The 24,967-nt window shown below is 45.1% G+C and carries 23 protein-coding genes and 1 pseudogene; 12 read left to right on the top strand and 12 right to left on the bottom strand.

Going from position 1 to position 24,967, the window contains the following annotated elements:
* Nucleotides 1-54 precede the first annotated feature (54 nt).
* Together acnA and CUR83_RS00260 are read right to left on the bottom strand one after the other, a co-directional pair.
* Nucleotides 55-2,895, bottom strand: coding sequence for an aconitate hydratase AcnA (gene acnA / locus CUR83_RS00255; RefSeq protein WP_284718843.1), 2,841 nt, complete (start codon nucleotides 2,893-2,895; stop codon nucleotides 55-57).
* 286 nt (nucleotides 2,896-3,181) lie between these two features.
* Nucleotides 3,182-4,246 (bottom strand): DUF3025 domain-containing protein, encoded by a 1,065-nt coding sequence (locus CUR83_RS00260; RefSeq protein ID WP_212564086.1) that lies wholly within the window; start codon nucleotides 4,244-4,246, stop codon nucleotides 3,182-3,184.
* 126 nt (nucleotides 4,247-4,372) lie between these two features.
* Here CUR83_RS00260 and CUR83_RS00265 point away from each other — a divergent pair, with 126 nt between their 5' ends.
* Together CUR83_RS00265 and CUR83_RS00270 are read left to right on the top strand one after the other, a co-directional pair.
* A complete protein-coding gene (locus CUR83_RS00265; protein WP_212564085.1) occupies nucleotides 4,373-5,098 on the top strand; it encodes a metal-dependent hydrolase in 726 nt (241 codons plus the stop codon).
* A gap of 26 nt (nucleotides 5,099-5,124) precedes the next feature.
* A complete protein-coding gene (locus CUR83_RS00270; RefSeq protein ID WP_212564084.1) occupies nucleotides 5,125-5,631 on the top strand; it encodes a YchJ family protein in 507 nt (168 codons plus the stop codon).
* Here CUR83_RS00270 and CUR83_RS00275 read toward each other — a convergent pair.
* From CUR83_RS00275 to CUR83_RS00290, 4 genes are read right to left on the bottom strand one after another with little or no spacing between them, the layout of a single operon-like run.
* Nucleotides 5,603-6,901 carry a PDDEXK-like family protein gene (locus CUR83_RS00275; protein ID WP_212564083.1) on the bottom strand — a complete coding sequence of 433 codons (1,299 nt, stop codon included), beginning with the start codon at nucleotides 6,899-6,901 and terminating at the stop codon, nucleotides 5,603-5,605. The two genes, CUR83_RS00270 and CUR83_RS00275, sit on opposite strands and share 29 nt — an antisense overlap.
* A 50-nt stretch (nucleotides 6,902-6,951) precedes the next feature.
* The gene (locus tag CUR83_RS00280) at nucleotides 6,952-7,872 is read right to left on the bottom strand and encodes a class II glutamine amidotransferase (protein ID WP_093070101.1); all 921 of its coding nucleotides are present in this window, start codon (nucleotides 7,870-7,872) and stop codon (nucleotides 6,952-6,954) included.
* Nucleotides 7,873-8,247 carry a hypothetical protein gene (locus CUR83_RS00285; protein WP_227517134.1) on the bottom strand — a complete coding sequence of 125 codons (375 nt, stop codon included), beginning with the start codon at nucleotides 8,245-8,247 and terminating at the stop codon, nucleotides 7,873-7,875.
* A gap of 48 nt (nucleotides 8,248-8,295) precedes the next feature.
* Nucleotides 8,296-9,462, bottom strand: coding sequence for a homoserine kinase (locus CUR83_RS00290; protein ID WP_093070099.1), 1,167 nt, complete (start codon nucleotides 9,460-9,462; stop codon nucleotides 8,296-8,298).
* Between the two features lie 186 nt (nucleotides 9,463-9,648).
* Between CUR83_RS00290 and hisF the strand changes: the two genes are divergently transcribed.
* The 7 genes and pseudogenes from hisF to glmS all read left to right on the top strand — a co-directional run bounded on the left by hisF (nucleotide 9,649) and on the right by glmS (nucleotide 17,437).
* On the top strand, nucleotides 9,649-10,431 hold the full coding sequence (gene hisF, locus CUR83_RS00295; protein WP_071002744.1) for an imidazole glycerol phosphate synthase subunit HisF: 783 nt from the start codon (nucleotides 9,649-9,651) through the stop codon (nucleotides 10,429-10,431).
* Nucleotides 10,432-10,616: 185 nt separating this feature from the next.
* A complete protein-coding gene (gene ribH / locus CUR83_RS00300) occupies nucleotides 10,617-11,135 on the top strand; it encodes a 6,7-dimethyl-8-ribityllumazine synthase (protein ID WP_057762077.1) in 519 nt (172 codons plus the stop codon).
* 217 nt (nucleotides 11,136-11,352) lie between these two features.
* Nucleotides 11,353-12,201 (top strand): annotated as a pseudogene (gene nusB / locus CUR83_RS00305) (transcription antitermination factor NusB); the annotation flags it as partial.
* A gap of 11 nt (nucleotides 12,202-12,212) precedes the next feature.
* The gene (gene thiL / locus CUR83_RS00310) at nucleotides 12,213-13,256 is read left to right on the top strand and encodes a thiamine-phosphate kinase (protein ID WP_284718844.1); all 1,044 of its coding nucleotides are present in this window, start codon (nucleotides 12,213-12,215) and stop codon (nucleotides 13,254-13,256) included.
* Nucleotides 13,257-13,259: 3 nt separating this feature from the next.
* Nucleotides 13,260-13,865, top strand: coding sequence for a phosphatidylglycerophosphatase A family protein (locus CUR83_RS00315; RefSeq protein WP_284718845.1), 606 nt, complete (start codon nucleotides 13,260-13,262; stop codon nucleotides 13,863-13,865).
* Nucleotides 13,866-14,032: 167 nt separating this feature from the next.
* Nucleotides 14,033-15,409, top strand: a complete 1,377-nt coding sequence (gene glmU, locus CUR83_RS00320; RefSeq protein WP_093070089.1) for a bifunctional UDP-N-acetylglucosamine diphosphorylase/glucosamine-1-phosphate N-acetyltransferase GlmU — start codon at nucleotides 14,033-14,035, stop codon at nucleotides 15,407-15,409.
* Between the two features lie 183 nt (nucleotides 15,410-15,592).
* A complete protein-coding gene (gene glmS, locus CUR83_RS00325; protein WP_071002739.1) occupies nucleotides 15,593-17,437 on the top strand; it encodes a glutamine--fructose-6-phosphate transaminase (isomerizing) in 1,845 nt (614 codons plus the stop codon).
* A gap of 424 nt (nucleotides 17,438-17,861) precedes the next feature.
* Here the strand turns inward: glmS and CUR83_RS00330 are convergent, their stop codons facing one another.
* Nucleotides 17,862-18,227, bottom strand: coding sequence for a MerR family transcriptional regulator (locus tag CUR83_RS00330; protein ID WP_071002737.1), 366 nt, complete (start codon nucleotides 18,225-18,227; stop codon nucleotides 17,862-17,864).
* Between the two features lie 86 nt (nucleotides 18,228-18,313).
* Here CUR83_RS00330 and CUR83_RS00335 point away from each other — a divergent pair, with 86 nt between their 5' ends.
* The 3 genes from CUR83_RS00335 to CUR83_RS00345 all read left to right on the top strand — a co-directional run bounded on the left by CUR83_RS00335 (nucleotide 18,314) and on the right by CUR83_RS00345 (nucleotide 20,161).
* Complete coding sequence (locus CUR83_RS00335) at nucleotides 18,314-19,192, top strand: alpha/beta hydrolase family protein (protein ID WP_071002736.1); 879 nt, start codon at nucleotides 18,314-18,316, stop codon at nucleotides 19,190-19,192.
* On the top strand, nucleotides 19,167-19,571 hold the full coding sequence (locus CUR83_RS00340) for a hypothetical protein (protein ID WP_201604183.1): 405 nt from the start codon (nucleotides 19,167-19,169) through the stop codon (nucleotides 19,569-19,571). Before CUR83_RS00335 ends, CUR83_RS00340 begins: the two co-directional genes overlap by 26 nt.
* Before the next feature lie 65 nt (nucleotides 19,572-19,636).
* The gene (locus CUR83_RS00345; protein ID WP_058023454.1) at nucleotides 19,637-20,161 is read left to right on the top strand and encodes a PaaI family thioesterase; all 525 of its coding nucleotides are present in this window, start codon (nucleotides 19,637-19,639) and stop codon (nucleotides 20,159-20,161) included.
* 417 nt (nucleotides 20,162-20,578) lie between these two features.
* Here CUR83_RS00345 and CUR83_RS00350 read toward each other — a convergent pair whose 3' ends face one another.
* The 5 genes from CUR83_RS00350 to CUR83_RS00370 all read right to left on the bottom strand — a co-directional run bounded on the left by CUR83_RS00350 (nucleotide 20,579) and on the right by CUR83_RS00370 (nucleotide 24,932).
* Nucleotides 20,579-21,397 carry a sulfite exporter TauE/SafE family protein gene (locus CUR83_RS00350; RefSeq protein WP_071002733.1) on the bottom strand — a complete coding sequence of 273 codons (819 nt, stop codon included), beginning with the start codon at nucleotides 21,395-21,397 and terminating at the stop codon, nucleotides 20,579-20,581.
* A 66-nt stretch (nucleotides 21,398-21,463) separates the two neighbouring features.
* On the bottom strand, nucleotides 21,464-21,967 hold the full coding sequence (locus tag CUR83_RS00355; RefSeq protein WP_201587532.1) for a flavin reductase: 504 nt from the start codon (nucleotides 21,965-21,967) through the stop codon (nucleotides 21,464-21,466).
* Nucleotides 21,968-22,070: 103 nt separating this feature from the next.
* Nucleotides 22,071-23,099 carry a methionine synthase gene (locus tag CUR83_RS00360; protein ID WP_212564082.1) on the bottom strand — a complete coding sequence of 343 codons (1,029 nt, stop codon included), beginning with the start codon at nucleotides 23,097-23,099 and terminating at the stop codon, nucleotides 22,071-22,073.
* A gap of 57 nt (nucleotides 23,100-23,156) precedes the next feature.
* Nucleotides 23,157-24,149 carry a DUF1852 domain-containing protein gene (locus CUR83_RS00365; protein ID WP_071002731.1) on the bottom strand — a complete coding sequence of 331 codons (993 nt, stop codon included), beginning with the start codon at nucleotides 24,147-24,149 and terminating at the stop codon, nucleotides 23,157-23,159.
* A gap of 264 nt (nucleotides 24,150-24,413) precedes the next feature.
* Entirely contained in the window at nucleotides 24,414-24,932 is a 519-nt protein-coding gene (locus tag CUR83_RS00370; protein WP_284718846.1) for a hypothetical protein, read from the bottom strand.
* Nucleotides 24,933-24,967: the final 35 nt, after the last annotated feature.

Here is a 24,967-nt window from a genome sequence, read left to right on the forward strand (position 1 = left end):
CCAATCCCCTACATTAAGGAGACTGGGCTTTTTCGTTGTAAGTCTAACGAACCACTAAGCAGCGCTCTTACTCTCCGCCGCTAGCTGACGTAATACATAGTGCAGTACGCCGCCATGACGTACGTATTCGCGCTCTTTTGGTGTCTGTAGACCGACATTGACCTCAAAGGTTTCAGTCGAGCCATCGGCGCGGGTGGCAGTGACTTGAGCGGTTTTGCTCTCGCCATTGTTTAGGCCAGTGATGCTCAGCACTTCAGAGCCATCGAGCTTGTAGGTTTGAGCGTCTTCGCCATCTTTGAAAGTCAATGGCAGCACGCCCATACCGACGAGGTTTGAGCGGTGAATACGCTCGAATGAGGTGGTGAGTACCGCTTTGACACCAAGCAAAATCGTACCCTTCGCTGCCCAGTCACGGCTAGAGCCTGAGCCATACTCCGCCCCACCGAGGACGACGAGTGGACGCTTATCTTCTTTATACTTCATCGCTGCATCATAGATGGCCATTTCTTCGCCATCTTGTAGCGTCGACTTGTCATCTTTGAAGTAATAGGTATAACCGCCTTCTTTGCCGCCCATCATTTGGTTTTTGATACGGATATTGGCAAAGGTACCACGGGTCATGACTGCATCATTACCACGGCGTGAGCCATAACTGTTGAAGTCCGCTTCCATGACGCCGCGCTCTTGCAGATACTTACCTGCTGGCGAGTTTGGATCAATATTTCCCGCAGGCGAGATATGGTCGGTGGTGATTGAGTCACCAAACAGACCTAAGATACGCGCACCTTCGATATCAGGGATACCCTCTGGCTCCATGGTCATACCATCAAAGAACGGTGGGTTTTTGATATACGTTGAGCCTTCATCCCATGGATATAGCTGACTATCGGCTGAGCTAATCGCATTCCATTCTTTACTACCATCGAACACTTCACCATAGTTTTTGCGGAACATATCAGCATCGATATTATTGGCAATCAGCTCGTTGATTTCATCTGACGTTGGCCAAATGTCTTTTAGATAGACATCATTGCCGTCTTGGTCTTGACCGAGTGGGTGGGTAGTCAAGTCAATATCGACTGTTCCTGCTAAGGCATAAGCGACAACCAATGGCGGCGATGCTAGGTAGCTGGCCTTGACGTGTGAGTGAATACGACCTTCAAAGTTACGGTTCCCTGACAAGACCGCGGCAGCGACCAAATCGTTTTCTTCAATGCCTTTTTCGATCACATCAGGAAGCGGACCTGAATTACCGATACACGTGGTACAACCGTAACCGACCAAATAAAAGCCTGTTTTTTCTAGCTCATCCATCAGTTTGGTTTTTTCTAAGTAATCCGTCACTACTTTTGAGCCGGGCGCCAATGAGGTCTTAACCCAAGGCTTGGCTTTGAGGCCTTTGGCAGCGGCTTTTTTGGCGACCAATCCAGCACCAATCATAACGGCTGGATTTGAGGTGTTGGTACAAGAGGTAATAGCGGCAATCACCACGGAACCATCGCGCAATTTGTGCTCTTTGTCGTCAATATTAACGCTTGAGAACACGTTATTGGCTGGCTGGTAGCCTTTGCTATCGTCAGTTTCGGTATCAACGTCGATGTTGGGTTCAGCTGCCAAGTGTTCCGCTTGCTCTTGCTCGCCGCCTTCTTGATCAAAGCGTACTTTGCCTTCAACTTCTGCCTTGCGGTCCTTGGTCATCTTCTTAAGCGTTTCGCCGAATTTTTCGTGCATATCAGACAGGTTGATACGCTGCTGCGGCAGATTAGGGCCTGCCAGTGCTGGCTGGACAGAGGACAGATCGAGCTCTAGCTTACTTGAGTAAGTCGCCGCTGGTGTATCGGCATCATGCCATAAGCCTTGCGCCTTGGCATATTTTTCGACCAGCTCAATTTGCGCTTCGTCACGGCCTGATAGACGCAGATAATCAATCGCCATTTGGTCAATCGGGAAGATACCACAAGTCGCACCATACTCAGGCGACATATTGGCAATCGTCGCCCGATCCGCTAATGGCATTTGATGCAAGCCTTCACCGTAGAATTCGACAAACTTACCGACTACGCCATGTGCTCGTAGCATCTCGACCACACGCAATACCAAATCCGTCGCGGTGACGCCTTCACTGAGTTTGCCTGTCAGCTCAAACCCGACGACTTGCGGAATCAGCATAGAAGATGGCTGACCGAGCATCGCCGCTTCAGCTTCGATACCGCCAACGCCCCAACCCAGTACGCCAATACCATTAATCATCGTCGTGTGACTGTCGGTACCAAATACCGTGTCAGGATAGGCGGTCAGCTCGCCATCGACCTCTGCTGCCATGACCACGCGCGCAAGATACTCAAGGTTGACTTGGTGCACGATACCCGTCGCGGGCGGGACAACGACAAAGTTCTCAAAGGCATTACGGCCCCAATGTAAGAACTCATAACGCTCATTATTACGCTTAAATTCAATCTTTTCGTTGAGATCCAGCGCATCCTCACGGCCATAAGCATCGACCTGTACCGAGTGGTCGACGACCAGTTCACTAGGGATAAATGGGTTGATTTGCTCAGCACGACCTCCAAGCTCGACCACTGCATCACGCATCGCAGCCAAATCAACGACTGAGGGCACACCGGTGAAATCCTGCAATACCACACGCGCTGGCATAAAGGCGATTTCTTTTGACGCCTCGGCGCCTGCATCCCAATTGGCAACCGCTTCGATATGGTTTTTGCCGACTGACTGACCACCGTCTTCGTTACGCAGTAGATTCTCTAACACGACCTTCATACAAAATGGTAGCGTTTTGATATGCTCGTAAGTTTCGGTAAGTTTGGGCAGGCTGTAGTAGGCATGTTCCTTGCCAGCAACTGAAAGGGTGTCTTTTACATTAAAAATATCACTCATGATAGCTTCCTTATCGTTGTTATAGATCCTAGACATAAATTCTTATAAGTTTATGTATAACGGGTGGCTCAATAGATGATCGATATATCTTTAATCAGCAGAGCAGTTTAATAAAACGGTCTGATGTGACTCTGTGTTAACAAAAGAGATAACCATCTCTTTGCTGTTTAACAGAAACGTCCTTTTACCATAACAAACATATGAGGCTTTGTTAACGTCTGGACGTTGTCAAATCGTGGCACAATCGTAAACGTACCAAAGGTTTGGCTAACCGATCTTGAGTGACTCATTCCTTTTTATTCTTTTGGCGTCGACCACTGCGAAATACATAGCTGTCTTCATAAAAGCTAGGTTCTGCGTTTTCTGCCCAGAAATGCGGCACACCTAAGATTGGCAATGGCGCAAGCTGGCGCGGTGTCACGTCATCTTTTGATAATAATGTGTCCATGTATTCGGCAACTTTGTCATCCAAAAAACGTATACACTCAGCTAATGGTAGGGTAAAGAAACGTTGGGTCACATGGATGACAATGCTGTGCGCACATAAGGGTTTGCGCGGATAGAGTAACTGCTCTAGTAAGGCATGCCCAAAGATATACACGGCTGCCTGAGCGCTGTCATCAGGCTGTGTTGGATCGTCCCATTTATCACGGGGTCTCACCAAACTTGACTGCCAGTCGAAATCAACCAATGCCTCACCAATATTAGGGTCTGCCGTGACCAGAACTGCCCCATTCTCATCAAACACCGTAATAGTGTCGCGAACACGCCCTCGGCGCTCACTGATGCCTTGTTTGGCGATTTCCAGCATATGGTAATAATTCAGCACCGCTTTGGTCTTGGGAAACGTCAGCCAAATACTGCCATTAAATAGGTCATGCAAGTTATCACGCGTCGGAATGTTTCCAGTTGTACCGATGAAATGCTCGTAAGCCTCCCCTTCAGGCAATGCATTTTGAGAGACAAACTGTAGCGTTTGAGGCGTTTGGTTATGGGTAGGTTTGGTCTGCGGTAATGGCTGTTCTAAATGACTGGCCTTCTGCTGCATCGCCGTTTTTAAGACGTTGGCAATCGTGTCAGGCGTGCTGATGTTACAAGCATTGATACCATGCGTATCTAGACTTTCTGCATTATCCAAACTATCCAATTCATTAAAGCTATTCATCTGCTGACTTGGTCTACTAAGGTGCTCAATAGTGGTGCTCAAGTAATGTCGTTGAGTAATGTGCAACAGCCACGGCGCTTGCCAATCAATCTCAGCAAAGCTGTTATCAAGTGTGCCCTCTATTTTAGACGGCGGCTCAATACAGGCGGTAGAATCAGGTTTGGTAGGTAAATCACTGGCAGGCATAGGCGCTATCTCTTAAAGGCTATCTCTGTTAGATGTCTGGCTACTCTATGGTATCATGGGGCGCTTTTTTACAGCTAGATGCACCGCTCGAAAGGTCTTTTTGAGCGCTATGGATGAATGAGTTTTATGGCAAATTTTAATACCCACTTAAATGTCGCTTTTATGGTCAGCGGCACTCTGAGTTTGACGGTTTATAAGGCAGGCTTGATTGATGATTCAGGGTTTTTAGTATGCGTGGCGCTTGGTACTATCGGTGGATTACTACCAGATTTGGATTCAGATAATTCAACACCGATTAAGCTCGGTTTTAATATCACCTCGTTTGTCTTTGCTTTTGGTCTGGTCATGCATTGGCGTAGCGATCTGAGTTTGCTCGCATTGATCGCATTATGGCTCGCGGGGTATGGTTTTATGCGCTATGTGATCTTTCATATTTTTACCACTATGACGGTGCATCGCGGCGTCATCCACTCTGTGCCTTATATGGCGATACTTGGACTGGGGTTAACCTGTCTAAGCTATTATGGTCTGCATCTACCGCTGACAACCAGTTGGTTTTATGGTCTGTTTTTATTTGGCGGCGCGATGGTGCATTTGGCACTGGATGAAATCTATAGCGTCAATCTGACAGGCATGCGCCTAAAACGCTCGGCAGGTACGGCGATGAAGTTTTATCAGCACAAGGATAAATGGTGGTATTTGCTGATTTATGGCGTACTGGCATTACTGATTTATGCTGCACCGCCTTTTGCGCCTTTTGTGGACGATGTCAGTGACCCCACCCATTGGCAACAGTTGCGCCAAGGCTTGCTGCCGACACTGCTTGAGACGTGGTGGACGCACAAAGGCTAGTTTTATTCATCTATTAAGGAGCGTCTATGTCCGTCTGTCCCTGCCGTATCACGCCGCCGTCTGTTAGTACGCAAGATAGCAGCGCGTCTTATGAAGACTGCTGCCAGCCATATCACGAATCACTTGCCGCGCCCGATGCCGAGCGCCTGATGCGCAGCCGCTATAGCGCCTTTGTATTGCAGCTGCCTGACTATATCGTTAAGACCACCGTACCTGCACAACAAGCGCTGCTGGATAGTGACGCGATAGCGCAATGGGGCAAAGACACGGACTGGGCGGGACTTGAGATTGTGCAGCATCGACCTAAACTGGGCAAACGCCACGCGCAGGTAGAGTTTAAAGCCTATTTTCATACCGATAATGGTGTGCAGGCGCATCACGAACTGTCAGGCTTTGTGAAGATTACGGATAAAGACAAGCAAGCGCGCTGGTACTTTATCGACCCGACCGTGCGCATGACTGTGAGCCAAAAACAGCCTTGTATTTGTGGCTCAGGGGAGAAATTTAAACGGTGTTGTGGGATGTATTTGTAGCCGATTGAACATCAATAAGTCCTAAGCTTTTGACACTCTCAATAAATGAAACGATTTCATCAGTGGTTTGTTCAATCCACTGTGCTCTGTCATTATTATTAGCAATTTTATAAAGACTCTTAATTTTATCAAATTGTATAGGCTGTGTTGGTTTAAGATCTCCTCCTAAAGCCCATTCTTTAGTATTACCAACTATTGGTATATTCAAGCTACCGATTTGAGTTGCTAGGTTATTTAAAGAAGATGGATACCCAATAGGTCTGCCCTCTCGAGAACTAATCATACCGAAATAAACATTCTTATAGACCTGTATAAAACAATTAATATCGTACTCTTCTAAACTACCAATTTTACACTGAATACCGTATTTTCTAGATGGTTTCTGAGGTTTATAGTAGTTCTTAATTTTTTTATTCCTATCACACAACTGTAGATTCTCATCACAAAAATTGAAATCATAGCCTTTCTTCTTTAATACTTCTTGTAACTCTTGCCAAAGTTTCTTTTGTAAATCAATTTGAAAGCTGACAAGCGACTCGCTCAGCTCATGCGCCAGTTTAAAATTGTCTTTTTGGTATAACAGTTCAATATGCGCTTGTTTCATTTTTGCCGACCTTGTATCACCCGTCAATTTTCCAACCAATCTTCTGTACTGTAACAATGTGTGCTCAATATGGGGATATGGTTTTGCCTCAATAATACAAGCATCTAACCAATTTGCCACATCCTCTTTATAGCTTATTTGCGCAAAATCACTGTCTTTTAAATTCCCTTTACTATAAGTACTAACTGGATCACCATATTTATTTAAATATAAGATATAGATATTTTCTGGTTCATAGTTCATATTTCTACAAGCTTCATAATAGCGCTGGAGCTGTGCTCTTTGATCATAAGCATTGATTTTGTTTTCAACAACGATGATATTTTCGTTATTTTTTAAAATAATATCTATCCGACCAGAATTTGTGATAGCCACTTCAGTTTGACACGTATAGGGTTGATTTAGACAAAGTGGCAGACGTTTTTCATCTTTATTTTTAAAAGCTACATTCACTACCTGATCGATAAATAGCTTTTGAAAGGCATCCATACCATGGCTACCTGTTGGACTTAAAAGCTCCGCTAAAAACTTAGAATGTAGACCCACTTCTTCATCATCTCTTCTCAAGATAGAGAATATATTGAAACCATACTTTGTATTGGATGCTTCTTCTGTCGCTGCCTGATCAATTTTCTCTAACGCTTGGAAAAGATTGTTGTAGACCATAATCGCTCGTTATTTTTTGTAAATGTTAATGTTGACTGCCACACTGATTCCTAAACACTCGCCCCCACTTCCCGCGCAATGGCGATACCTTCATCAATGGTCAAAAATTTACGCAGGCTTGGGCTGTCTTTATAAATGACGTCACCATCTTGAAAGATTAAGCATTCATTGACGGCGAGCTGCTGCCACTTCTCATTTTCAGTCAATGGCACGGTCACCAAAATCGTCACCTTATCGGTATCGGTGGTGACATCGCTAAAATTAATCGCCATATCATCGTCCGCCAGTTTGGCTTCACCAAATGGCGCTTTGCGCGTGAGATAAAACAGTAAGCTACCTGCATACGCCAGTTGCCACCTGCCATTGGATATTAAGCAATTAAATAACCCATTGGCCGATAGATAGCGACATTGGGTGGTCAAAAAATTAAACAGTGTCTTGTCATCAGGACGGGTTTTAAAGCTGCTCTTTAAACGATTGACCAAATAGCAGAATGCCATCTCAGAATCAGTACTGCCTACTGGTTGACAATGCGCGGCATTGCCGTTGTCTTGCAAGCGCTGACAGCGTTTGATAAATTCGCTATTCATCTGTCCATTGTGCGCAAATACCCACTGTTCGCCCCAGACTTCACGGACGAATGGATGGGTGTTTGCCAAGCAGTTCTGCCCTTGCGTCGCTTTACGAATATGCGCAATAACGTTCATGGCTTTGATTGGATAGTTGTTAACCAAATCAGCGACTGGCGATAGATGGCTTGGACGATTATCATGAAACAAACGCAGACCCGTTGAGTCATTTGCCGTCTCATCATTGGTTTTGTCATTATTGCTGCATTCGCTGCGCTCAAAAAACGCAATACCAAAGCCATCTTCATGACTGTCCGTCATACCGCCGCGCTTGCGAAACCCTGCAAAGCTAAAACCAATATCTGTTGGGGTATTACAGTTCATTCCTAAGAGTTGACACATTTATAAAGTACCGCCGTTATTGTCATCTATTATTGAGTTACCTTGAGTAGCATTGCCTTGAGTAGCATTGCCTTGAGTAGCATTGCCTTGAGTAGCATTGCTTTGATTGGCAGATAGCGCATCAAAGTCAGCATCACTCATCTCATCAAGCAAAGCGGCACCATCAGTTGGGATGGTATCCAAAATGCGCTGAGCTTCTGCCAAGACGGTGTCTTCTACCCAGAGAACGATACCCGAGTTCATACCAGGGATTGCGCTGAGCGGCTGCAAGGACACGGTTATGCCGTTATTACGTAATAGATTGGCATGCAGCTCGCCTTGTATATTGGTATCAAAGCGCGCCAGTTTGTGCCAGTTGTCAACGTGATCGGTCATGGGATCGCCTTCAAAGTGTTGGTAGGTACATACCTGAGTAAAACATACTTATGCCAATTGGTCTAACGTATATGTTTCAATCGTAAAATCATTGGTGTTGGTTAAGTGATCATGTGCTTGCTCAGCTTGGGTAATACTGCTAAACACACCGACTATTTGATTGTCTGGTTTGCTTAATAGTACAAATACGGTGTTTTGCGACTTTTCAACATGCGCCCAATGGTAAGCGGCCAGACGCTTCATTAGGTCAGGGTTTTTGACCATGATGTTATCACCCGTACGACCTTCGGTACGGTTGTAATGAATCACATTGAGGCGCAATAACCAAAAAATCACGGCCGCTTTTGCTAGCATCACAGGTAGTGCACGTTTTTCCTCACCATTGAGTGGACGTATCGATTCATAACCTTGTAAGAACGCTGCCATTTTACTGCGGTCAAAGTTCACAGATTCACCTTGTTCTGCGCCGCCCCACGTGGTACAAAAATCATTGATAGTGATCGCAATATCCATCACGTAATGCTCGACGCTGACTTCGGTGAAGTCTAGTAGACCTGTCAGACGCGCCTCGCCTTTTTGTAGATTCCATAAGGTATTGTCGGCAAACATATCTAAATGGCATAGACCTTTTGGCAAGGTATCTAATGGCAGCTCTGAATAAGCGCGCCAAATATCGCTCATCAGCTTGCCTTCGTCACCTGGCATGAACTGCATTTCACGGTCACGCACGTCGCTCCATGGATACAAAGGCACGCCGTACTGCTCACTTGGCTGCAATGCTTGCAGCGTCTCATGTAGCGTCGCCAATGCTGCGCCAATATCGTGACACATCGCTTGCGTAGTTTGCTCGGGATGTGAGCCTGCTAGACACGGCACTAAAGTGATGGCTTTGTCTTCATAATGGATGACATAGCGTTTATCATCACCATCTGTTCGCGAACCATTTGACTCAATAACGGCTAACGGTGCGGCGACTGGTAATTTGCCATTTAACTGATTGAGGATAACGGCCATTTTTTCGATATCAGCAGGAGGACGCTCTTCAAATAATGTAAACACGTAAGAGTAGGTGCCGTCTACATCGTCAGTCGTTTGAATAAACCAGTTTGAGTTTTTAATACCTTGAGTGATCGGAATCGCGCGGGCAAACGATACGCCAAAACTTTGGCAAAAGGCGGCAAACTGATCATCGGTTAACTGGGTATAGACGGACATGACATCTCACTTATAGCAATTGGGTAAAGAGGTTAGATAGAATAAATTGATGCGGTAATGACCGCAATTGTACCGCACATCATAAAACGATGGTGAAAAGCGTAATAATCTTGCGAAAACCTGCCTGAAATAGCAGTGATTTTGCTAGACTAGCGCCTATGAATTGATTATAAGGTGAAAGACCCTATGTTAGCAAAGCGTATCATTCCTTGCTTGGACGTTGACAATGGCCGCGTGGTCAAAGGCGTACAGTTTGTCGATATCAAAGACGCAGGCGACCCTGTCGAAGTCGCTCGCCGCTACAATGAACAAGGCGCTGATGAGATTACTTTTTTGGATATTACTGCGACCAATGACGAGCGCGATACCACTTATCATACGGTCGAGCGTATGGCTGAAACGGTATTTGTCCCACTCACCGTAGGCGGCGGCGTGCGAAAAATCGCTGATATCCGCAATTTGCTCAATGCGGGCGCAGATAAAGTCGCAATTAACTCAGCTGCGGTATTTACGCCTGAGTTCGTCGGTGAAGCCGCGCAGAAGTTTGGCAACCAATGTATCGTTGTGGCCATCGATGCCAAACGCGTCGCTGACATCAACGTCGATGGGATTACTGTGCCGCGTTGGGAGATTTTCACCCATGGTGGCCGTAAGCCAACCGGTATCGATGCCGTCGCTTGGGCGAGCAAAATGGCTGAGCTGGGCGCTGGTGAATTGCTGGTCACCTCAATGGACGGTGATGGCACCAAAAAAGGCTACGATTTGGCACTCATGCAACAAATTACGAGCCGCGTCAATGTGCCCGTCATTGCCTCAGGCGGCGTCGGCAACCTGCAACATTTGGCAGAAGGCGTGTTAGAAGGCGGCGTCGATGCGGTACTTGCCGCCAGTATTTTTCACTTTGGTGAGTATACCGTGTCGGAGGCCAAAGCCTATATGGCAGCACAAGGGATACAGATGCGTCTGTAGCACGCTCGTAAAATACAAATAACACCCAAAAAAATGCTATCATAGTGCTAACCATTTATTTTCGTTCAATTAACTAGAGCAACGCCAAAATAATAGGCGGCCAAGTCGATTGAACGCATCAGACTGTTTAGCTATTTATTGATGCCTATATTTCAATTGAACGCTTATTAAGCAAAGGATTTTTTATGTCGAATTTACAACAGCAGCGCAACGACGTGACTCATATCGATGGTAACTTGCATCAAAACGCTGACGCGCGCATTGGTATTGTCGTCGGTCGTTTTAATGGTTTTGTCGTTGAGTCATTGGTTGATGGTGCGATTGATGCCCTACTCCGTCATGGTGTATTGGGTAGCAACATTACTGTTATTCGTGTGCCTGGAGCATTCGAGCTGCCACTTGTGGCCCAGCGTGCTGCGGAATCAGATCGTTTTGACGCCATTGTGGCATTGGGTGCAATCATCCGTGGCAGCACGCCACATTTTGATATTGTAGCCAGCGAGTCGGCCAAAGGTTTGAGCGCTGTGGCAATGGATTATAATATTCCTGTCGCCAACGGTATCATCACTACTGACAGCATCGAGCAAGCTATCGAGCGCTCCGGTACCAAAGCAGGTAATAAAGGCTCTGAAGCTGCGATGGTCGTATTAGAGATGATTGCTGTTCTATCACAGCTTGATATTGATGATATCGATGAAGCTTAAGCCTTAAAGCTCAAATTTATTAGTCTAACTGGTGCTGCTATTGAGCAATAGCAGCACCTTGTAACATGACGCCAGCTATCAACACACTGGCTATTTTTTGAATTTTCGCCGTATTTCTATACTCTTTAAAGTTTTAAATAAACAAAGCTAAAAAGCTACTTTGTTAATTTATATTTTGACTGGGTATCATCTCAAAAAATTTAGGTACAGACCCCCTATGACTGACCAACTCAAGCGCGCGATTCGCGCTGCGAAAACCGCACAAGCCAATCAAGCTGAAGCTACCCGTATAGCGAGCAGTAGTGCAGGTGATCAAACCTTCGATATGAGTGAGTCTTCTTACAAGACCAGTCATACCGCTATCCGTAAGGCGCGCCGCTTTGCTATGCAAGGTCTATACGAGTGGCTTGTCACCGACCGCCGCTTTGATATAGATGGCAAGCTTGGCTGGAAAGACAATGCGCCGCATGATATCGCGGCACGCACGCGCGCAACCAACGCTATGCACACCGTCCATATCGGCTACTATCACGAAATGATGCGCGATATCCCAGAGCAGATCGACGCCCTAGACGCGCTTATCAGCCAACACCTTGATCGTGAGATTGATAAGTTAGATACGGTTGAACACGCTATTTTGCTGATTGGTGCGTACGAGCTACAAAACCGTATGGAGATTCCTTACAAGGTTGTACTCGATGAAGCAATGAAGCTGAATAATCACTTTGGCGCGACTGACGCTCACAAACTGATCAATGCGGTACTGGATAAAATGGCTGGTGAGCTACGTGCTTTAGAGGTACAAGCAGATACCAATGCCAACCTACGTACGTCACAAAAAGCGGCGGCTAAACAATCTGAAGCGAGTTCGGCTGAAGTAACGGTAGCTGACAATATCGAAGCGGCTGCTGAAACAGAAAGCGCGATCGATAATGCGCCGACTGCATCAAATAAGCCACGTATCAGCGCTAACAAAGCTAACGTTAAACGCAGTAGTGCCAGTAAAGCTAGTGCCAATATCAGTGACTTCAAGGCGAGCAAGAAAAGCGCTAACGATACCAAAGACTAAGACTAGTTATGAACGAGTTTGAGCTGATTGAGCGTATATTTTTGCAGCGGCAAGCGGCACAGAGCGCAGCGGCTGGTACTAAAAACAGCATCGAAAAAGGTATCGGTGATGACGCGGCTGTGATGGCATTGCCAGCAAGATCACGCTTGGTTAGCTGCATTGATACATTGGTTCAAGGGCGTCACTTTCATGCTGACTTTGCACAAGTAGATAAGCTTGCGTTTGAAATTGGTTATAAAGCTGTTGCGGTTAATGTTTCAGACATTGCAGCGATGGGCGCGACGCCGCATAGTATTTTGCTAGCGTTGGCATTGCCTGAGCGTCTAGCGAATCATGAATGGCTCACGACATTTGCCAAAGGATTGTTTCATGCCTGCCAGCTGTTTGGCGTGACGTTGATTGGCGGTGATACCACGCGCAGTGCGCAATTGGTGCTGAGTGTCAGTGCGCAAGGATTGCTTGCCGCAGGTACACCAGCTGTTTATCGCTCAGGGGCACAAGTTGGCGATAAAATCTATGTTTCAGGCACCCTTGGTGATGCTGCCTATGCCCTCAAGCACCCCGATAGCCCTATTGGTAAGCAACTGGCGCATCGCTTGCACATGCCGACGCCGCGCATTGCCTTAGGTGCCGCCTTGGCACAAGCTGGCGCAACCTCGATGATCGATATCTCTGACGGTCTTTATCAAGATCTTGGACATATCTGTCAGCAAAGCTCAGTCAGTATGCGTATTCATTTAGATCAATTACCGAGTAGCAAGTCACTAGCCACGGTAGAGTTATCTGAGCGTTTGTTATGTCAATTAGCGGGTGGCGATGACTACGAATTGGCGTTTACCTTGCCTGCACATATTGAACCACCTACTTCTAATACGCCTGTCACTTGTATTGGAGAAATCGTTGCGCGCGCAGATTCTATTGCGACAGATGCCAAATCGCCTAATCACTCACGTCTTGAACTGTTTTATCAAAATCAGCCAGTCACACCGACTCAATCTGCCCCCTTCTCTACGTGGCCTAATCTCACCGGTTATCAACATTTCACAGGCTAATTCATGACTGATCAACACTTATCTAAGCCTGATATTCGACAAGCAAATGACTGCCCGCCTCTACCAATCGGTGCCAGTATGCTTGACCGCATGGTTTATTGGCTCGGACTAGGTTTGGGCAGCGGCCTACCTCGACGCGCGCCCGGTACGTGGGGCACGGTTGGTGGTCTGATTGTGGGTGTGCCACTGATGAGCTTGGGTTTCGTTCCTTTTTTAATCTTGACGATTTTGTCGTGTTTGGTTGGTGTTTGGATTTGCGGGCGTACGTCTGAGTTGATGCAGGTACACGATGATCCGCATATTGTGTGGGATGAATGGGCTGGCATGTGGATTACCCTATTGCCGTTATCTTATATATTATCATATGTATTTCCTACGTCTGAAAATACCTTGTCGATAATGATGCTGCCGATGTTTTGGGGCTGGCTACCGACTGCTTTTATCCTATTTCGCGTATTTGATATTTTAAAGCCACCACCGATTGGTTGGGCAGACAAAAAGGTTGCGGGTGGCCTTGGGGTAATGTTGGATGACATTATTGCAGGGGTTATGGCAGCAGTGATTTGGTTGATTATTTACATCATTGTAATGATGTTTATGTCTTTTTAATATTATTCCGCGGAAATCATTACTTCGGTTTAGCCATCTTACGTATTTGATTTTACTTGCTTAAGTTTTGGGTATTCAAGTTACAAAGCTTGCACGTCATAATTTTTTTTGTGCAAGTTTTTACGCTATAATTCAACATTATATTTTGTTACATTTGTAGGCTTATTATGACATCTCCTCTTTCTGTGATTATTTTAGCGGCCGGTAAAGGCACTCGCATGCAGTCGGCAAAGCCAAAGGTTTTGCAGACCCTAGCTGGTAAGTCATTATTGGCCCACGTATTAGATACTTGCAATCAGCTCACTGTTGATGAAACCATCATTGTCCATGGTTTTGGCGGTGATCAGGTAAAGTCAGAGATTACCAACCAATATACACAGTCGTCGTTTACTTGGGTTGCTCAAACTGAGCAGTTAGGAACAGGTCATGCGGTCAAAGTGACACTGTCTGATTTACCGAAATCAGGGAAAAGTCTCATTCTATATGGTGATGTGCCATTGGTCAGCTGCCAGACATTAGCTGCTTTAAAAGCTGCCAATACTGACGGTATGTCTATGCTGACGTTGACTGTCGATAATCCGTTCGGGTTGGGTCGTATCAAACGTGACCAAAACGGCAACATTGAAGCCATCGTTGAGCAAAAAGATGCCAGTGCTGACGAGCAAAATATTAAGGAGATCAACAGTGGTATCTACTGCGTAGACAACGCCCTACTGCATAAGTATTTGCCAGAGCTCTCTAACAATAACGCGCAACAAGAATATTACCTCACTGACATCGTCAAAATGGCCGTCGCTGATGGTATTACGATTGCCGCGATTGAGCCTGAGCATACGTTTGAGATTGAAGGGGTTAATAACCGCCAACAACTCGCAAGCCTAGAGCGCACGTGGCAACGCAAGATAGTCGCCGACCTACAAGAAGCGGGCGTTCAATTTGCCGATCCCACGCGCGTGGATATTCGCGGGTCGTTGAGTGCCGGACAAGATGTGTTTATTGACGTCAATGTGGTATTTGAAGGCGACTGCACTTTAGGCGACAATGTCTATATTGAAGCAGGCTGCGTCATCAAAAACGCTCAGATAGGCAATGCTTGTTATATTAAGCCTTACTGTGTGATTGATCGCGCTGACATCGGAGCTGGTGTCGACATAGGACCTTTTGCACACCTGCGTCCTGATACGGTATTGTCTGACAACAGCAAAGTCGGTAACTTTGTTGAAATCAAAAAATCAACAATCGGTCAAGGCAGTAAAGTAAATCACCTAAGCTACATCGGTGATGCAACTGTCGGCACAGGCGTCAATGTCGGTGCAGGTGTCATTACTTGTAATTACGACGGTGTCAACAAGTCGCAGACCATCATTGGAGATAATGCCTTTATTGGTTCCAATGCAAGCCTAGTCGCGCCAGTAACCATCGGAGATACGGCTACCATCGCTGCAGGTTCTGTCATTACCAAAGACGTTGATAGTAGTGCTTTAGCATTTGGCCGAGCTCGTCAGGTACAAAAAAATGACTTTCAACGACCGACTAAAAAATAACTGATTTATTGAAAGTTTGATCAATCGTCGTCATTCTTGAGTAAACCTAAGCAGTACGGCAATCGTGGTAGTACTGCTTCATCATACTTTTGAGCTAATAACTGAGCATTGGTAGCTAACGACACTTATTAGTCTTGTACCATCATATATTGAATTATTAAAAAACAAATTTAAGGAGATGCCATGTGTGGAATCGTTGGCGCAGTTGCTGAACGCAATATTGCGAATATCTTGCTTGAAGGTCTTAAGCGTCTAGAATATCGAGGCTACGATTCGGCTGGTTTAACCGTCATTCGTGATGGTGAGCTACATCGCGAGCGTCAAGTGGGCAAGGTTCAAGCCTTGGTCAATGCGGTTGAAGCCAGTACCGATTTTTTTGATGGGCATATTGGTATCGCTCATACTCGCTGGGCCACGCATGGCGAACCTGCACAGCGCAATGCCCATCCGCACATATCTGGTAAGATTGCCGTCGTTCACAATGGTATCGTCGAAAACTACGCTGAACTCAAAAAAGAGCTCATCGCTAAAGGCTACGAGTTTACCTCACAGACCGACACCGAAGTGGTGGCACATCTGATTCATGACATTTATGAGCAAACCAATGATTTGCTAGAAGCGGTACGCGCAGTGATTCCTAAGCTGCATGGTGCATTTGCTTTAGGCATCATTCACGTGGACACACCAGATGAGCTGGCCGCGGTACGTTTAGGCTCGCCTTTGGTCATCGGTGTTGGTATTGGTGAAAATTTTATCGCCTCAGATCAGCTGGCACTACTGCCAGTCACCAACCGCTTTATGTACCTAGAAGAAGGCGATATTGCCAAATTGACCCGTGACAGTATTAAAGTCTATGTCAATGGCGAGGAAGTCAGCCGCGAAGTGCATGAAATCGATGCCAAGCAGCATAATGCTGACAAAGGCGAGTTCAAGCACTATATGCTCAAAGAAATCTATGAGCAGCCAGATGCAGTCGCGCGTACGCTTGAGATGGCGATTGATAACCGCCAAGCATCAGCCCTGCGTGATGACTTTTTAGCACGCAATGAAGCGCAATTATCAGGCGTACAGCATGTACAGATCATCGCTTGCGGCACCAGTTATCATGCGGGGATGGTTGCTAAATATTGGTTTGAGAGCTTGATGCGCCTATCCTGCTCTGTTGAGGTTGCTAGTGAATTCCGCTATCGCAATCCTGTAGTACTCGACAACTCGCTGGTGATTTGTATCTCTCAGTCTGGTGAAACAGCCGATACCTTATCAGCCCTGCGTGAGATCAAAAAACAAAACCCAGCAGGACTGGTTAGTCTAGCACTATGTAACGTGCCTACCTCATCCTTGGTTCGCGAGACAGACATATTCTTGCCGACCCTTGCAGGTCCTGAGATCGGTGTAGCATCGACCAAAGCTTTTACCACCCAGCTGGTCGCACTCATGCTATTGGTCTTAAAAACAGGCGCAGTACAGCAGCGTATCGACAGCGCAAACCTAAGCACCTTACTTGGCGAGCTACAAAAGCTGCCCGGTCAACTCTATGCCAGCTTGCACCTTGATGCTCCGATCAAAGCGATGGCGGAGCACTTTGAAGATAAGAAAAGCTGCTTATTTTTAGGGCGCGGTCTACAGTTCCCTATCGCTCTGGAAGGCGCATTGAAGCTCAAAGAAATCTCTTATATCCACGCTGAAGGCTACGCCGCAGGTGAGCTCAAACACGGTCCGCTAGCGCTTGTTGACAAAGACATGCCAATCGTCGTGCTGGCACCCAAAGACAGTATGCTCGATAAGCTCAAAGCCAACATGCAAGAAGTACATGCCCGTCACGGCGAACTGTTCGTCTTTGCTAGTGAAGATAGTCACATCAATGCTGAAGACCGCCTACATGTAGTATATGTTAAAGCAGTTTGCGAGACGCTTGCCCCTATCGTCTACAGCGTACCCATACAGCTACTGTCTTACCATGTGGCCGTGATGCGCGGTACTGATGTCGATCAGCCACGCAATCTTGCCAAATCAGTGACGGTTGAGTAATACAAGTTATTGATTTTATTATAATTTTTATTAATAAATTACCCGTCACACTATTGTGTGAGGATTCATCCTTTGCTATCTTGTATCAACGAGGTGGCAAAGGATTTTTTTGTGAATAACAAAAATAGAAAAGGACCCACAACAACTGAGTCTTCGAAAGATTATCAGCCATTTGTCAAAATAGCTGATATATTCTCACTTGGAAGATCTCACCGTGTCTTTGGTCACAAGACTAAACGAACACACCACTATAGGCCTATGTCAGCAACCAAGGAAGAGATAGCTGAGTTCATGAAGTCTGAGTTCCCTTAAGCAAAGTACAAGATTGAGGCAGTAAATAGCAGTAGGTCAATTTTATCCCATGATATTGGTTTAGATGATTTGAGACCTGGAGGTACTGTATCGGGACCTTTCATAACTTAGATTAAAGCGCTAGCTTATCCTTATAAGAACACATGCCTTTTAATGCATCATCTATTAACGCTTTCATTTTAGATAACTCTAGAATCTTAACTTCAATTTGCTTGTTTTTTTCTAGAAGCTTTTCACCCATTTGTGATTGCGTCAGGTTGTTTGAATACAATAGCTCTGTTAGCTCTCTAATCTCTTTTAAGGTGAAACCTAACTCCTTCGCCATAATAATCATATTGAGCTGTTCTACAATCCTGTTATCGTAATCTCTATAACCATTAGATTTTCTAGATGGTGACGAAATTAATCCTTCCCTTTCGTAAAAACGAATGGTATCTCTGCTTAGTCCGACTGTTTCAGTTAATTCTTTTATATTCATTAGCGAGCACCCTCAATTAACGCTTGACTGTGGAGTAATGTCCATAGTTTATAGTAGGCGTTAATTAACAACAAGTAGGTTCTTTTATGGATATAAATATTCTGACGGACGACAACGTCGAGCTGCGTGCAACCCTCTATAAAGCGAATAACCCTAAGGCCGTTGTTCTAATAAATCCAGGAACCGCTACTAAAACTTCTTATTATTTGCCGTTTGCTAAATACTTAAGAGAGCATGGTTTTCATGTCATTCTTTGGAACTATAGAGGGTTTTGCGATTCTAAAATAAGTCATCTAAAGGAGTGTCATTACCAGTATTCTGATATTGGGCGCTATGACATTCCAGCTGCCATCGATACAGCTAAGCGCCTATTTAAGGATTTACCCTTGTATTGTGTGGGTCATAGTACTGGTGGTCAACAGGTAGGTCTGGCTCATAACGCCGATCAATTAGATGCTCTAATTGCAGTGGCTGTCTCAGCAGGATACTTTAGCTATATGCCGCTTCGCTATCGTCTTAAGGCTAACTTCTTTTTCCGTTTTTTAGCCCCGCTTAGTAATAAAGTCTTTAATTATGTGCCGGCTAAAAGCTTCAAACTCATGGAAGATTTGCCAGCTGGTTTTACAGATGAATGGGGGGCTTGGTGCCGAGAAAAAGAGCTGTTTTTCTCAGATAAATTCTATGGGAAAACCATTCCCCTTGGGACTTACAAGAATTTTAATGTGCCAACTTTCGTCTTCACTGCCGATGATGATGAAATCTGCACTGAACGCAACCTGCATAATTTTTGGAAAAATGTGACTAGCGATCAACCCATCACTTTTAAACGCTATACCATTAGCAAGGGATCAGACCAATCAATTGGGCATTTTGGCTATTTTAGAAGCAAGAACACTCATATTTGGCAAGATATTTTAGAGACGATCAACAAGGTACACCATGATAAATCGTTACAAACATTATAAGACCTTAATTTTCATTGTATTACTTAATGTGTTCTCGAGCATTTTGCACTATGTTCATAATGTGGTTTATTTTGACCACTATCCTGAGCCTGATTGGTTATCCCCTCATCTGGTAGATGCTTTTTGGTTCGTCATGACACCAATCGGTATCTACGGCTTGATCGTGGCTGTCAAAAGCCAGATGAGCAAGGGGCATTGGTGGCTTTATTTGTATGCCTTGATGGGTTTATTGTCACTACTACACTACAACGTTGAGACTGATAATATTATGACGATCACCATGCACAGTCTTATCTGGTTTCAAGCAATATGTGCTTTTTGGTTAATCGGCTATGTAACGATGTATTTTAAAAATAAAAGCAAACATCAAGAACACTAATTGATAAAACTTTGGTCTTTATAAGAATGAGCTAACCTCTTATTTATCGTTTTAAGGAATTGAAAATGAATGTTGAAGAAACTATAGCAACATGGGAAACAGAAGAAGCACTCATTAGAGAAAAGCTAGGTGACGCTGACGTCATTCCATTATCAGACTTAACCACTCGCAGCGGTATGGACATTTTTAACGCTATGTTTGCAGGAGAGCTGCCTCATCCTCCTATTGGTCTAACGCTCGACTACACTCCTATTCATATGGAAAAAGGTATTGCCGTTTTTCAAGGGCGTCCAAAGCGTCATCATTACAACCCATTGGGTACAGTCCATGGTGGCTGGTTTTGTACGCTTTTAGATTCTGCTGTTGGCTGCGCTGTACATACCCTTTTACCAGCAGGAAAAACCTATACAACTTTAGAGATAAAAGTAAATATGGTGCGAGCTTTGACAGTGGCAACACCTTTAGTACGGGCTGAAGGTAAAGTCATTCATGCTGGTCGAAGAACAGCAACTGCTGAAGGAAAAATTGTAGGGCCTGATGGCAAGTTGTATGCTCATGCCACCACAACCTGCATCATTCTTGATGTTTAGATAGAATTTTCGATATAGTCAATACACTCTAAAAATGTCATAGCGCTACTGGGATGAATTTTGCGCAGCCTCTGGGAACGCAGCACGCAAGTAAAATTTATACCAGTAGCGCGTTTAAATCCATAACAGTTTTACATTCAGCTAACTATAGTTAATGAAGCTTACCTGACAGTCTCAAGTCTAATAGCTTCTAAACCAAAGAAAACCGCTAAGAATATAATGGATGTTATAGTGAAACCATTATAAAAATGGTATAGCAAGATTAAACGCTATTTTTCGCAGCCTCTGGAGACGCAGTCACAGCAAGTAAGAAAAGTAGCATTTTATAACAGATTACTAAACTAGGCGTGATTTTCAATATTAAGCAATATCATATCGTTCTTAGTCTTCATATTTCAAACACACCAATCCAAATCTTCAAAATAACCCTTTATACAGAAAATAAAGTCCCACTACGAATAACAATACCGAAAAGCACTTCTTTAACAGGGGTGGTGAGAGCATATGAGCAACTTTTGCCCCAACTTTAGCGGTAAAAAAGCTCATACTCGCAATGCCCAAAAAGGCATAAATATGCACAAAGCCAATGGTATTGGGTACATCAACTTGCTGCTGCATACCAAAGAACATAAAGCCGAGCGCACCAGCAATGGCAATAGGCAAACCACACGCCGCCGACGTGCCTACCGCCTTTTGCATGACCACATTATAACGGGTGAGATACGGCACCGTTAAGCTGCCACCGCCAATACCAAAAATGGCCGAAGCCACACCAATAATACCACCTGCCGCAAGTTGCTTGGGTTTAGACGGTAATACCACAGGCGTATGACTCGCATCACTCATATGTGTACGTCTTTTACCAGCGGTAAACATTCTATAAGCGACCCACAGTAAAAACACCCCGACAATCAGCTGCAGATATAACCCTGATATTTGCCCTGCTATCCCTGCTCCCAAAAAACACCCTAGCGCCAAACCAGGTGCTAGATTTTTAAAGACCGGCCACATGACGCCGCCCTTTTTATTATGCGCCATCAAGGAGCTGATCGAGGTGACGATGATGGTCGCAAGCGACGTTCCCAAAGCCAGATGCATAATGGTATCGGCATCGTAGCCCATTTGGGTAAAGACGATAAATAACAGCGGTACGATAATGGTGCCACCGCCCACGCCGAAAAGCCCGGCCGCAAAACCTGCTAGTGCACCTATGATTAAAAAAATGAGTAGTTCCACGGGATAGTGTCTTCTTATATAGATTTATTTTCTGAGCAAGTGCTCTATATTAATGCCAGTTATGACTTATACAAGCTCAACTTGACCGACGTAATGATAAGCACGGTTAAAATACACTAAACTCTCATCTTGCCCGCTTGGGGATTCTGGAGGTTTGATAGCGACCACTCGGCACATCAGCACACTATGCGTACCCACTTCTTGAATGTGCTCAATCTCACAATCAAAGCTCACTAGCGCATCTTTCAGGATAGGCGCGCCTGTCACAAGCTCAGTCCAAACCCCTTGCTCGAAACGCTCATCTGAGCTTAGTTTAGAAGCAAAAGCATTGGATAAGTGTTCATGCTGGGCACCAAGCACATTGACGCTCAAGACTTTATTATCCACAAAATGCCTATGCGAGCGCGCGGCTTGATTCATACACACCAGCAGTGTCGGCGGTGTATCAGTGACGCTACATACCGCCGAGGCAGTAAACCCATGAGTGCCTGACGGACCATTGGTGGTGATCAAATTGACCGCCGTGGGCAATAGCGCCATGGCATCTCTAAAATCAGTGGCTTCAATCATATCTTTTATCATTACTACAATCCTGAGAAACGTTAAATCTATAAGTACCTTGTTAACTGAGGCCACTCATAAGCTTAAACAAGCCAGAACTTGTTAAGTTTTGCTAAACGCTCAGCTCTTGCCGCACGATTGCCGCACCAGCGCTCAGCGCATGTAGCTTGCCGCGTGCCACCTCACGAGACAACGGCGCCATACCGCAGTTGGTCGAGGGATACAGCTTGTCCGCATCGACAAATTGTAAGGCCTTGCGTAGCGTATCGGCTACCTCCTCAGGAGTTTCAATATCATTAGTGGCGACATCGATTGCACCAACCATCACTTTTTTACCGCGGATGAGCTCTATCAAATCCATCGGTACGCGCGAATTTTGACATTCCAAAGATACGATATCGATCTTTGACTGCTGCAGTTTAGGAAACGCTTGCTCATACTGACGCCACTCTGAGCCCAGCGTTTTTTTCCAGTCGTTATTGGCTTTGATGCCGTAACCGTAGCAGATATGTACTGCTGTCTCACATTGAAGTCCTTCTATAGCACGCTCTAACGTAGCGATACCCCAGTCGTTGACATCATCGAAGAATACATTAAATGCAGGTTCATCGAATTGGATAATATCCACACCAGCCGCTTCCAATTCTTTGGCTTCCTGATTAAGAATCGTCGCAAACTCCCATGCCAGTTTTTCACGGCTTTTGTAGTGACCATCGTACAAGGTATCAATCATGGTCATCGGCCCTGGCAGCGCCCATTTGATCGGCTTGTCAGTATGCTTACGTAAAAACTTGGCATCTTCTACAAACACAGGTTTTTGGCGGCTCACGGCACCAACCACTGACGGTACGCTGGCATCATAGCGATCACGAATTTTAACGGTTTTACGGTTTTCAAAATCGACGCCGTCTAAGTGCTCAATAAATGTAGTCACAAAATGCTGACGGGTCTGCTCACCGTCACTGACGATATCGACGCCTGCTTGCACTTGCTCTTGTAGCGATACTAGCAGCGCATCCTGTTTTGCCTGAAGCAATTCTTCACCGTCAAGTTGCCACGGCGACCAAATTTTTTCAGGTTCTGCCAACCAAGAGGGTTTTGGCAAGCTGCCAGCGGTCGATGTTGGTAATAATAAAGTCATGTCGTATTGTCTTCTCTATTTTAGGTGTTATAGCGTGCGCTTTTATATTTGGATTTTTTAAGCGACGTTCTTGTTTACAGCGTAATTGGCTGCCCATGCTTCAAGAATATCTTGGTAAGGCTTGATAAAATGCGTTTCGGTAAATTTGCCTTGTTTGACCGCCATTTGGCTACGCTCTTCACGGTCATAGACAATCTGCGTGAGCGAATAGTCTTGGTATTTTAGGCTTGGCTGATAGACCTGACCTGCCGTTGAATTGGCGTTATAAATCTCAGGACGATAAATCTTTTGGAACGTCTCCATCGTGCTGATTGCGCTGATCAGCTCAAGATCGGTATAGTCGCTGGTCAAATCACCCGCAAAATAAAACGCTAATGGTGCAGCGCTGCCCTCAGGCTTAAAGTAACGTACGACTAGGCCCATCTTATGAAAATAATCATCGGTCAATGAGTACTCATCTTGCTTGTATTCTACGCCCAATACTGGATGCTGATTGGCAGTACGATAATAGGTCTTGCTGGTTGAGACACTCAAGCAAATCACAGGCTGTTTGTTAAAGTGGGCTTTGTAGGCCTCTGAGTTCAATAAATATTGAAACAATTTGCCGTGTAAGTCGCCAAAGTCGTCAGGCGCTTTGGTATTTGGATGCTTATTAAAATGCTCCAGTAGCACCACGCTAAAATCATAATCGCGCACGTAAGATGAGAAACTGTTGCCAATCATGCCATCGATGCGCTTGTTTTCTTTATGGTCCACGATGGTGGTTTGTAGCATCTCAATCACAGGGAACGCATCGCCATTGCCCTCGATATCCATGTTGGCAGACACAATGTCGACTTCGACCGAATAACGATCGGCATTGGGGTTGTCCCAATGTGCCAGCGCGTTAAAGCGGTTATTAATCATGGTCAACGCTTTACGCAGATTGTCTTCACGCTGCTCGCCGCGCGCCAGATTGGCAAAATTGGTCGTCATGCGCGTGCTGCTGGCAGGCTGATAGTTTTCATCAAAACGAATGTGCTTGATTGAGCATGCAAAAGGCTTAGTCATGGTGATTCCTACCCTACAAATTGAGATAACACTAAATGTCTGTATGAGTATATTAAACCAAACCTTTAACATGAATAAAAACGATATAAACTTGTTATAAGATGAATTTTATTCATTTTAAGAAAATGACCTGCTTGTTTTTTTTGAATAAAGTACATCTCTATATATAAGAAACCCCAAGATAACAGCACTGCTATCTTGAGGCTTAAGTCTTTACGTATGAAAACGCTCAAATATATCGGTCACTAAAAACCTTGCTCTTCGCTACACCCCAAACCCACAGGTAAGGCTGTTATCTTTTTTATCAAAGGTTAAATGCTTGTAGCCCTCGCCCGTCACTTGATAGCCACTACTGTCGTTTTTGGTTACGGTGTTAATATCATGTTTATCAACAGGCAGCGTGAATTCACTGCGTAGCGACTGTGGGTTATTGGCAAAATACAGCTTCAAATGCGACCATTCAAAACCGCTGAGATATTCAATTTTTGAGAGCTGTTTACCAAAGGCGGTCGCGTTATTTAGCATGTAAGTGGTGATGGTTTCGTCCAAATGCTCCAGTTGCTCCTCATCAGACGAATTGTAAGGTTTGATACGTGTATCGGTATCAATAATGGACTGCTGATACGTTATGGGCAAGCTGCTGGTTGTCGGGTTAGGATAATCACAGCCTTTTTGCATGGATTTGAGATATGGGGTCCAGTCGGTACTGGCTGCCTGCCGCGTTGCACAACTGGTTAGTGATAAGGCGGCGACCATACTGAAAATGATGGCGGTTAGCTTCATGAGTGCCTCCTAATGACAAATCATAGAATACGGTT

Source organism: Psychrobacter pocilloporae (assembly GCF_029872915.1).
Lineage (GTDB): Bacteria > Pseudomonadota > Gammaproteobacteria > Pseudomonadales > Moraxellaceae > Psychrobacter > Psychrobacter pacificensis.

What these genes read in the sequence shown, in the direction of transcription:
- acnA (WP_284718843.1), bottom strand. Translation starts at nt 2,895, where the DNA reads ATGAGTGATATTTTTAATGTAAAAGACACCCTTTCAGTTGCTGGCAAG.
- CUR83_RS00260 (WP_212564086.1), bottom strand. Translation starts at nt 4,246, where the DNA reads ATGCCTGCCAGTGATTTACCTACCAAACCTGATTCTACCGCCTGTATT.
- CUR83_RS00265 (WP_212564085.1), top strand. Translation starts at nt 4,373, where the DNA reads ATGGCAAATTTTAATACCCACTTAAATGTCGCTTTTATGGTCAGCGGC.
- CUR83_RS00270 (WP_212564084.1), top strand. Translation starts at nt 5,125, where the DNA reads ATGTCCGTCTGTCCCTGCCGTATCACGCCGCCGTCTGTTAGTACGCAA.
- CUR83_RS00275 (WP_212564083.1), bottom strand. Translation starts at nt 6,901, where the DNA reads ATGGTCTACAACAATCTTTTCCAAGCGTTAGAGAAAATTGATCAGGCA.
- CUR83_RS00280 (WP_093070101.1), bottom strand. Translation starts at nt 7,872, where the DNA reads ATGTGTCAACTCTTAGGAATGAACTGTAATACCCCAACAGATATTGGT.
- CUR83_RS00285 (WP_227517134.1), bottom strand. Translation starts at nt 8,247, where the DNA reads ATGACCGATCACGTTGACAACTGGCACAAACTGGCGCGCTTTGATACC.
- CUR83_RS00290 (WP_093070099.1), bottom strand. Translation starts at nt 9,462, where the DNA reads ATGTCCGTCTATACCCAGTTAACCGATGATCAGTTTGCCGCCTTTTGC.
- hisF (WP_071002744.1), top strand. Translation starts at nt 9,649, where the DNA reads ATGTTAGCAAAGCGTATCATTCCTTGCTTGGACGTTGACAATGGCCGC.
- ribH (WP_057762077.1), top strand. Translation starts at nt 10,617, where the DNA reads ATGTCGAATTTACAACAGCAGCGCAACGACGTGACTCATATCGATGGT.
- thiL (WP_284718844.1), top strand. Translation starts at nt 12,213, where the DNA reads ATGAACGAGTTTGAGCTGATTGAGCGTATATTTTTGCAGCGGCAAGCG.
- CUR83_RS00315 (WP_284718845.1), top strand. Translation starts at nt 13,260, where the DNA reads ATGACTGATCAACACTTATCTAAGCCTGATATTCGACAAGCAAATGAC.
- glmU (WP_093070089.1), top strand. Translation starts at nt 14,033, where the DNA reads ATGACATCTCCTCTTTCTGTGATTATTTTAGCGGCCGGTAAAGGCACT.
- glmS (WP_071002739.1), top strand. Translation starts at nt 15,593, where the DNA reads ATGTGTGGAATCGTTGGCGCAGTTGCTGAACGCAATATTGCGAATATC.
- CUR83_RS00330 (WP_071002737.1), bottom strand. Translation starts at nt 18,227, where the DNA reads ATGAATATAAAAGAATTAACTGAAACAGTCGGACTAAGCAGAGATACC.
- CUR83_RS00335 (WP_071002736.1), top strand. Translation starts at nt 18,314, where the DNA reads ATGGATATAAATATTCTGACGGACGACAACGTCGAGCTGCGTGCAACC.
- CUR83_RS00340 (WP_201604183.1), top strand. Translation starts at nt 19,167, where the DNA reads ATGATAAATCGTTACAAACATTATAAGACCTTAATTTTCATTGTATTA.
- CUR83_RS00345 (WP_058023454.1), top strand. Translation starts at nt 19,637, where the DNA reads ATGAATGTTGAAGAAACTATAGCAACATGGGAAACAGAAGAAGCACTC.
- CUR83_RS00355 (WP_201587532.1), bottom strand. Translation starts at nt 21,967, where the DNA reads ATGATTGAAGCCACTGATTTTAGAGATGCCATGGCGCTATTGCCCACG.
- CUR83_RS00360 (WP_212564082.1), bottom strand. Translation starts at nt 23,099, where the DNA reads ATGACTTTATTATTACCAACATCGACCGCTGGCAGCTTGCCAAAACCC.
- CUR83_RS00365 (WP_071002731.1), bottom strand. Translation starts at nt 24,149, where the DNA reads ATGACTAAGCCTTTTGCATGCTCAATCAAGCACATTCGTTTTGATGAA.
- CUR83_RS00370 (WP_284718846.1), bottom strand. Translation starts at nt 24,932, where the DNA reads ATGAAGCTAACCGCCATCATTTTCAGTATGGTCGCCGCCTTATCACTA.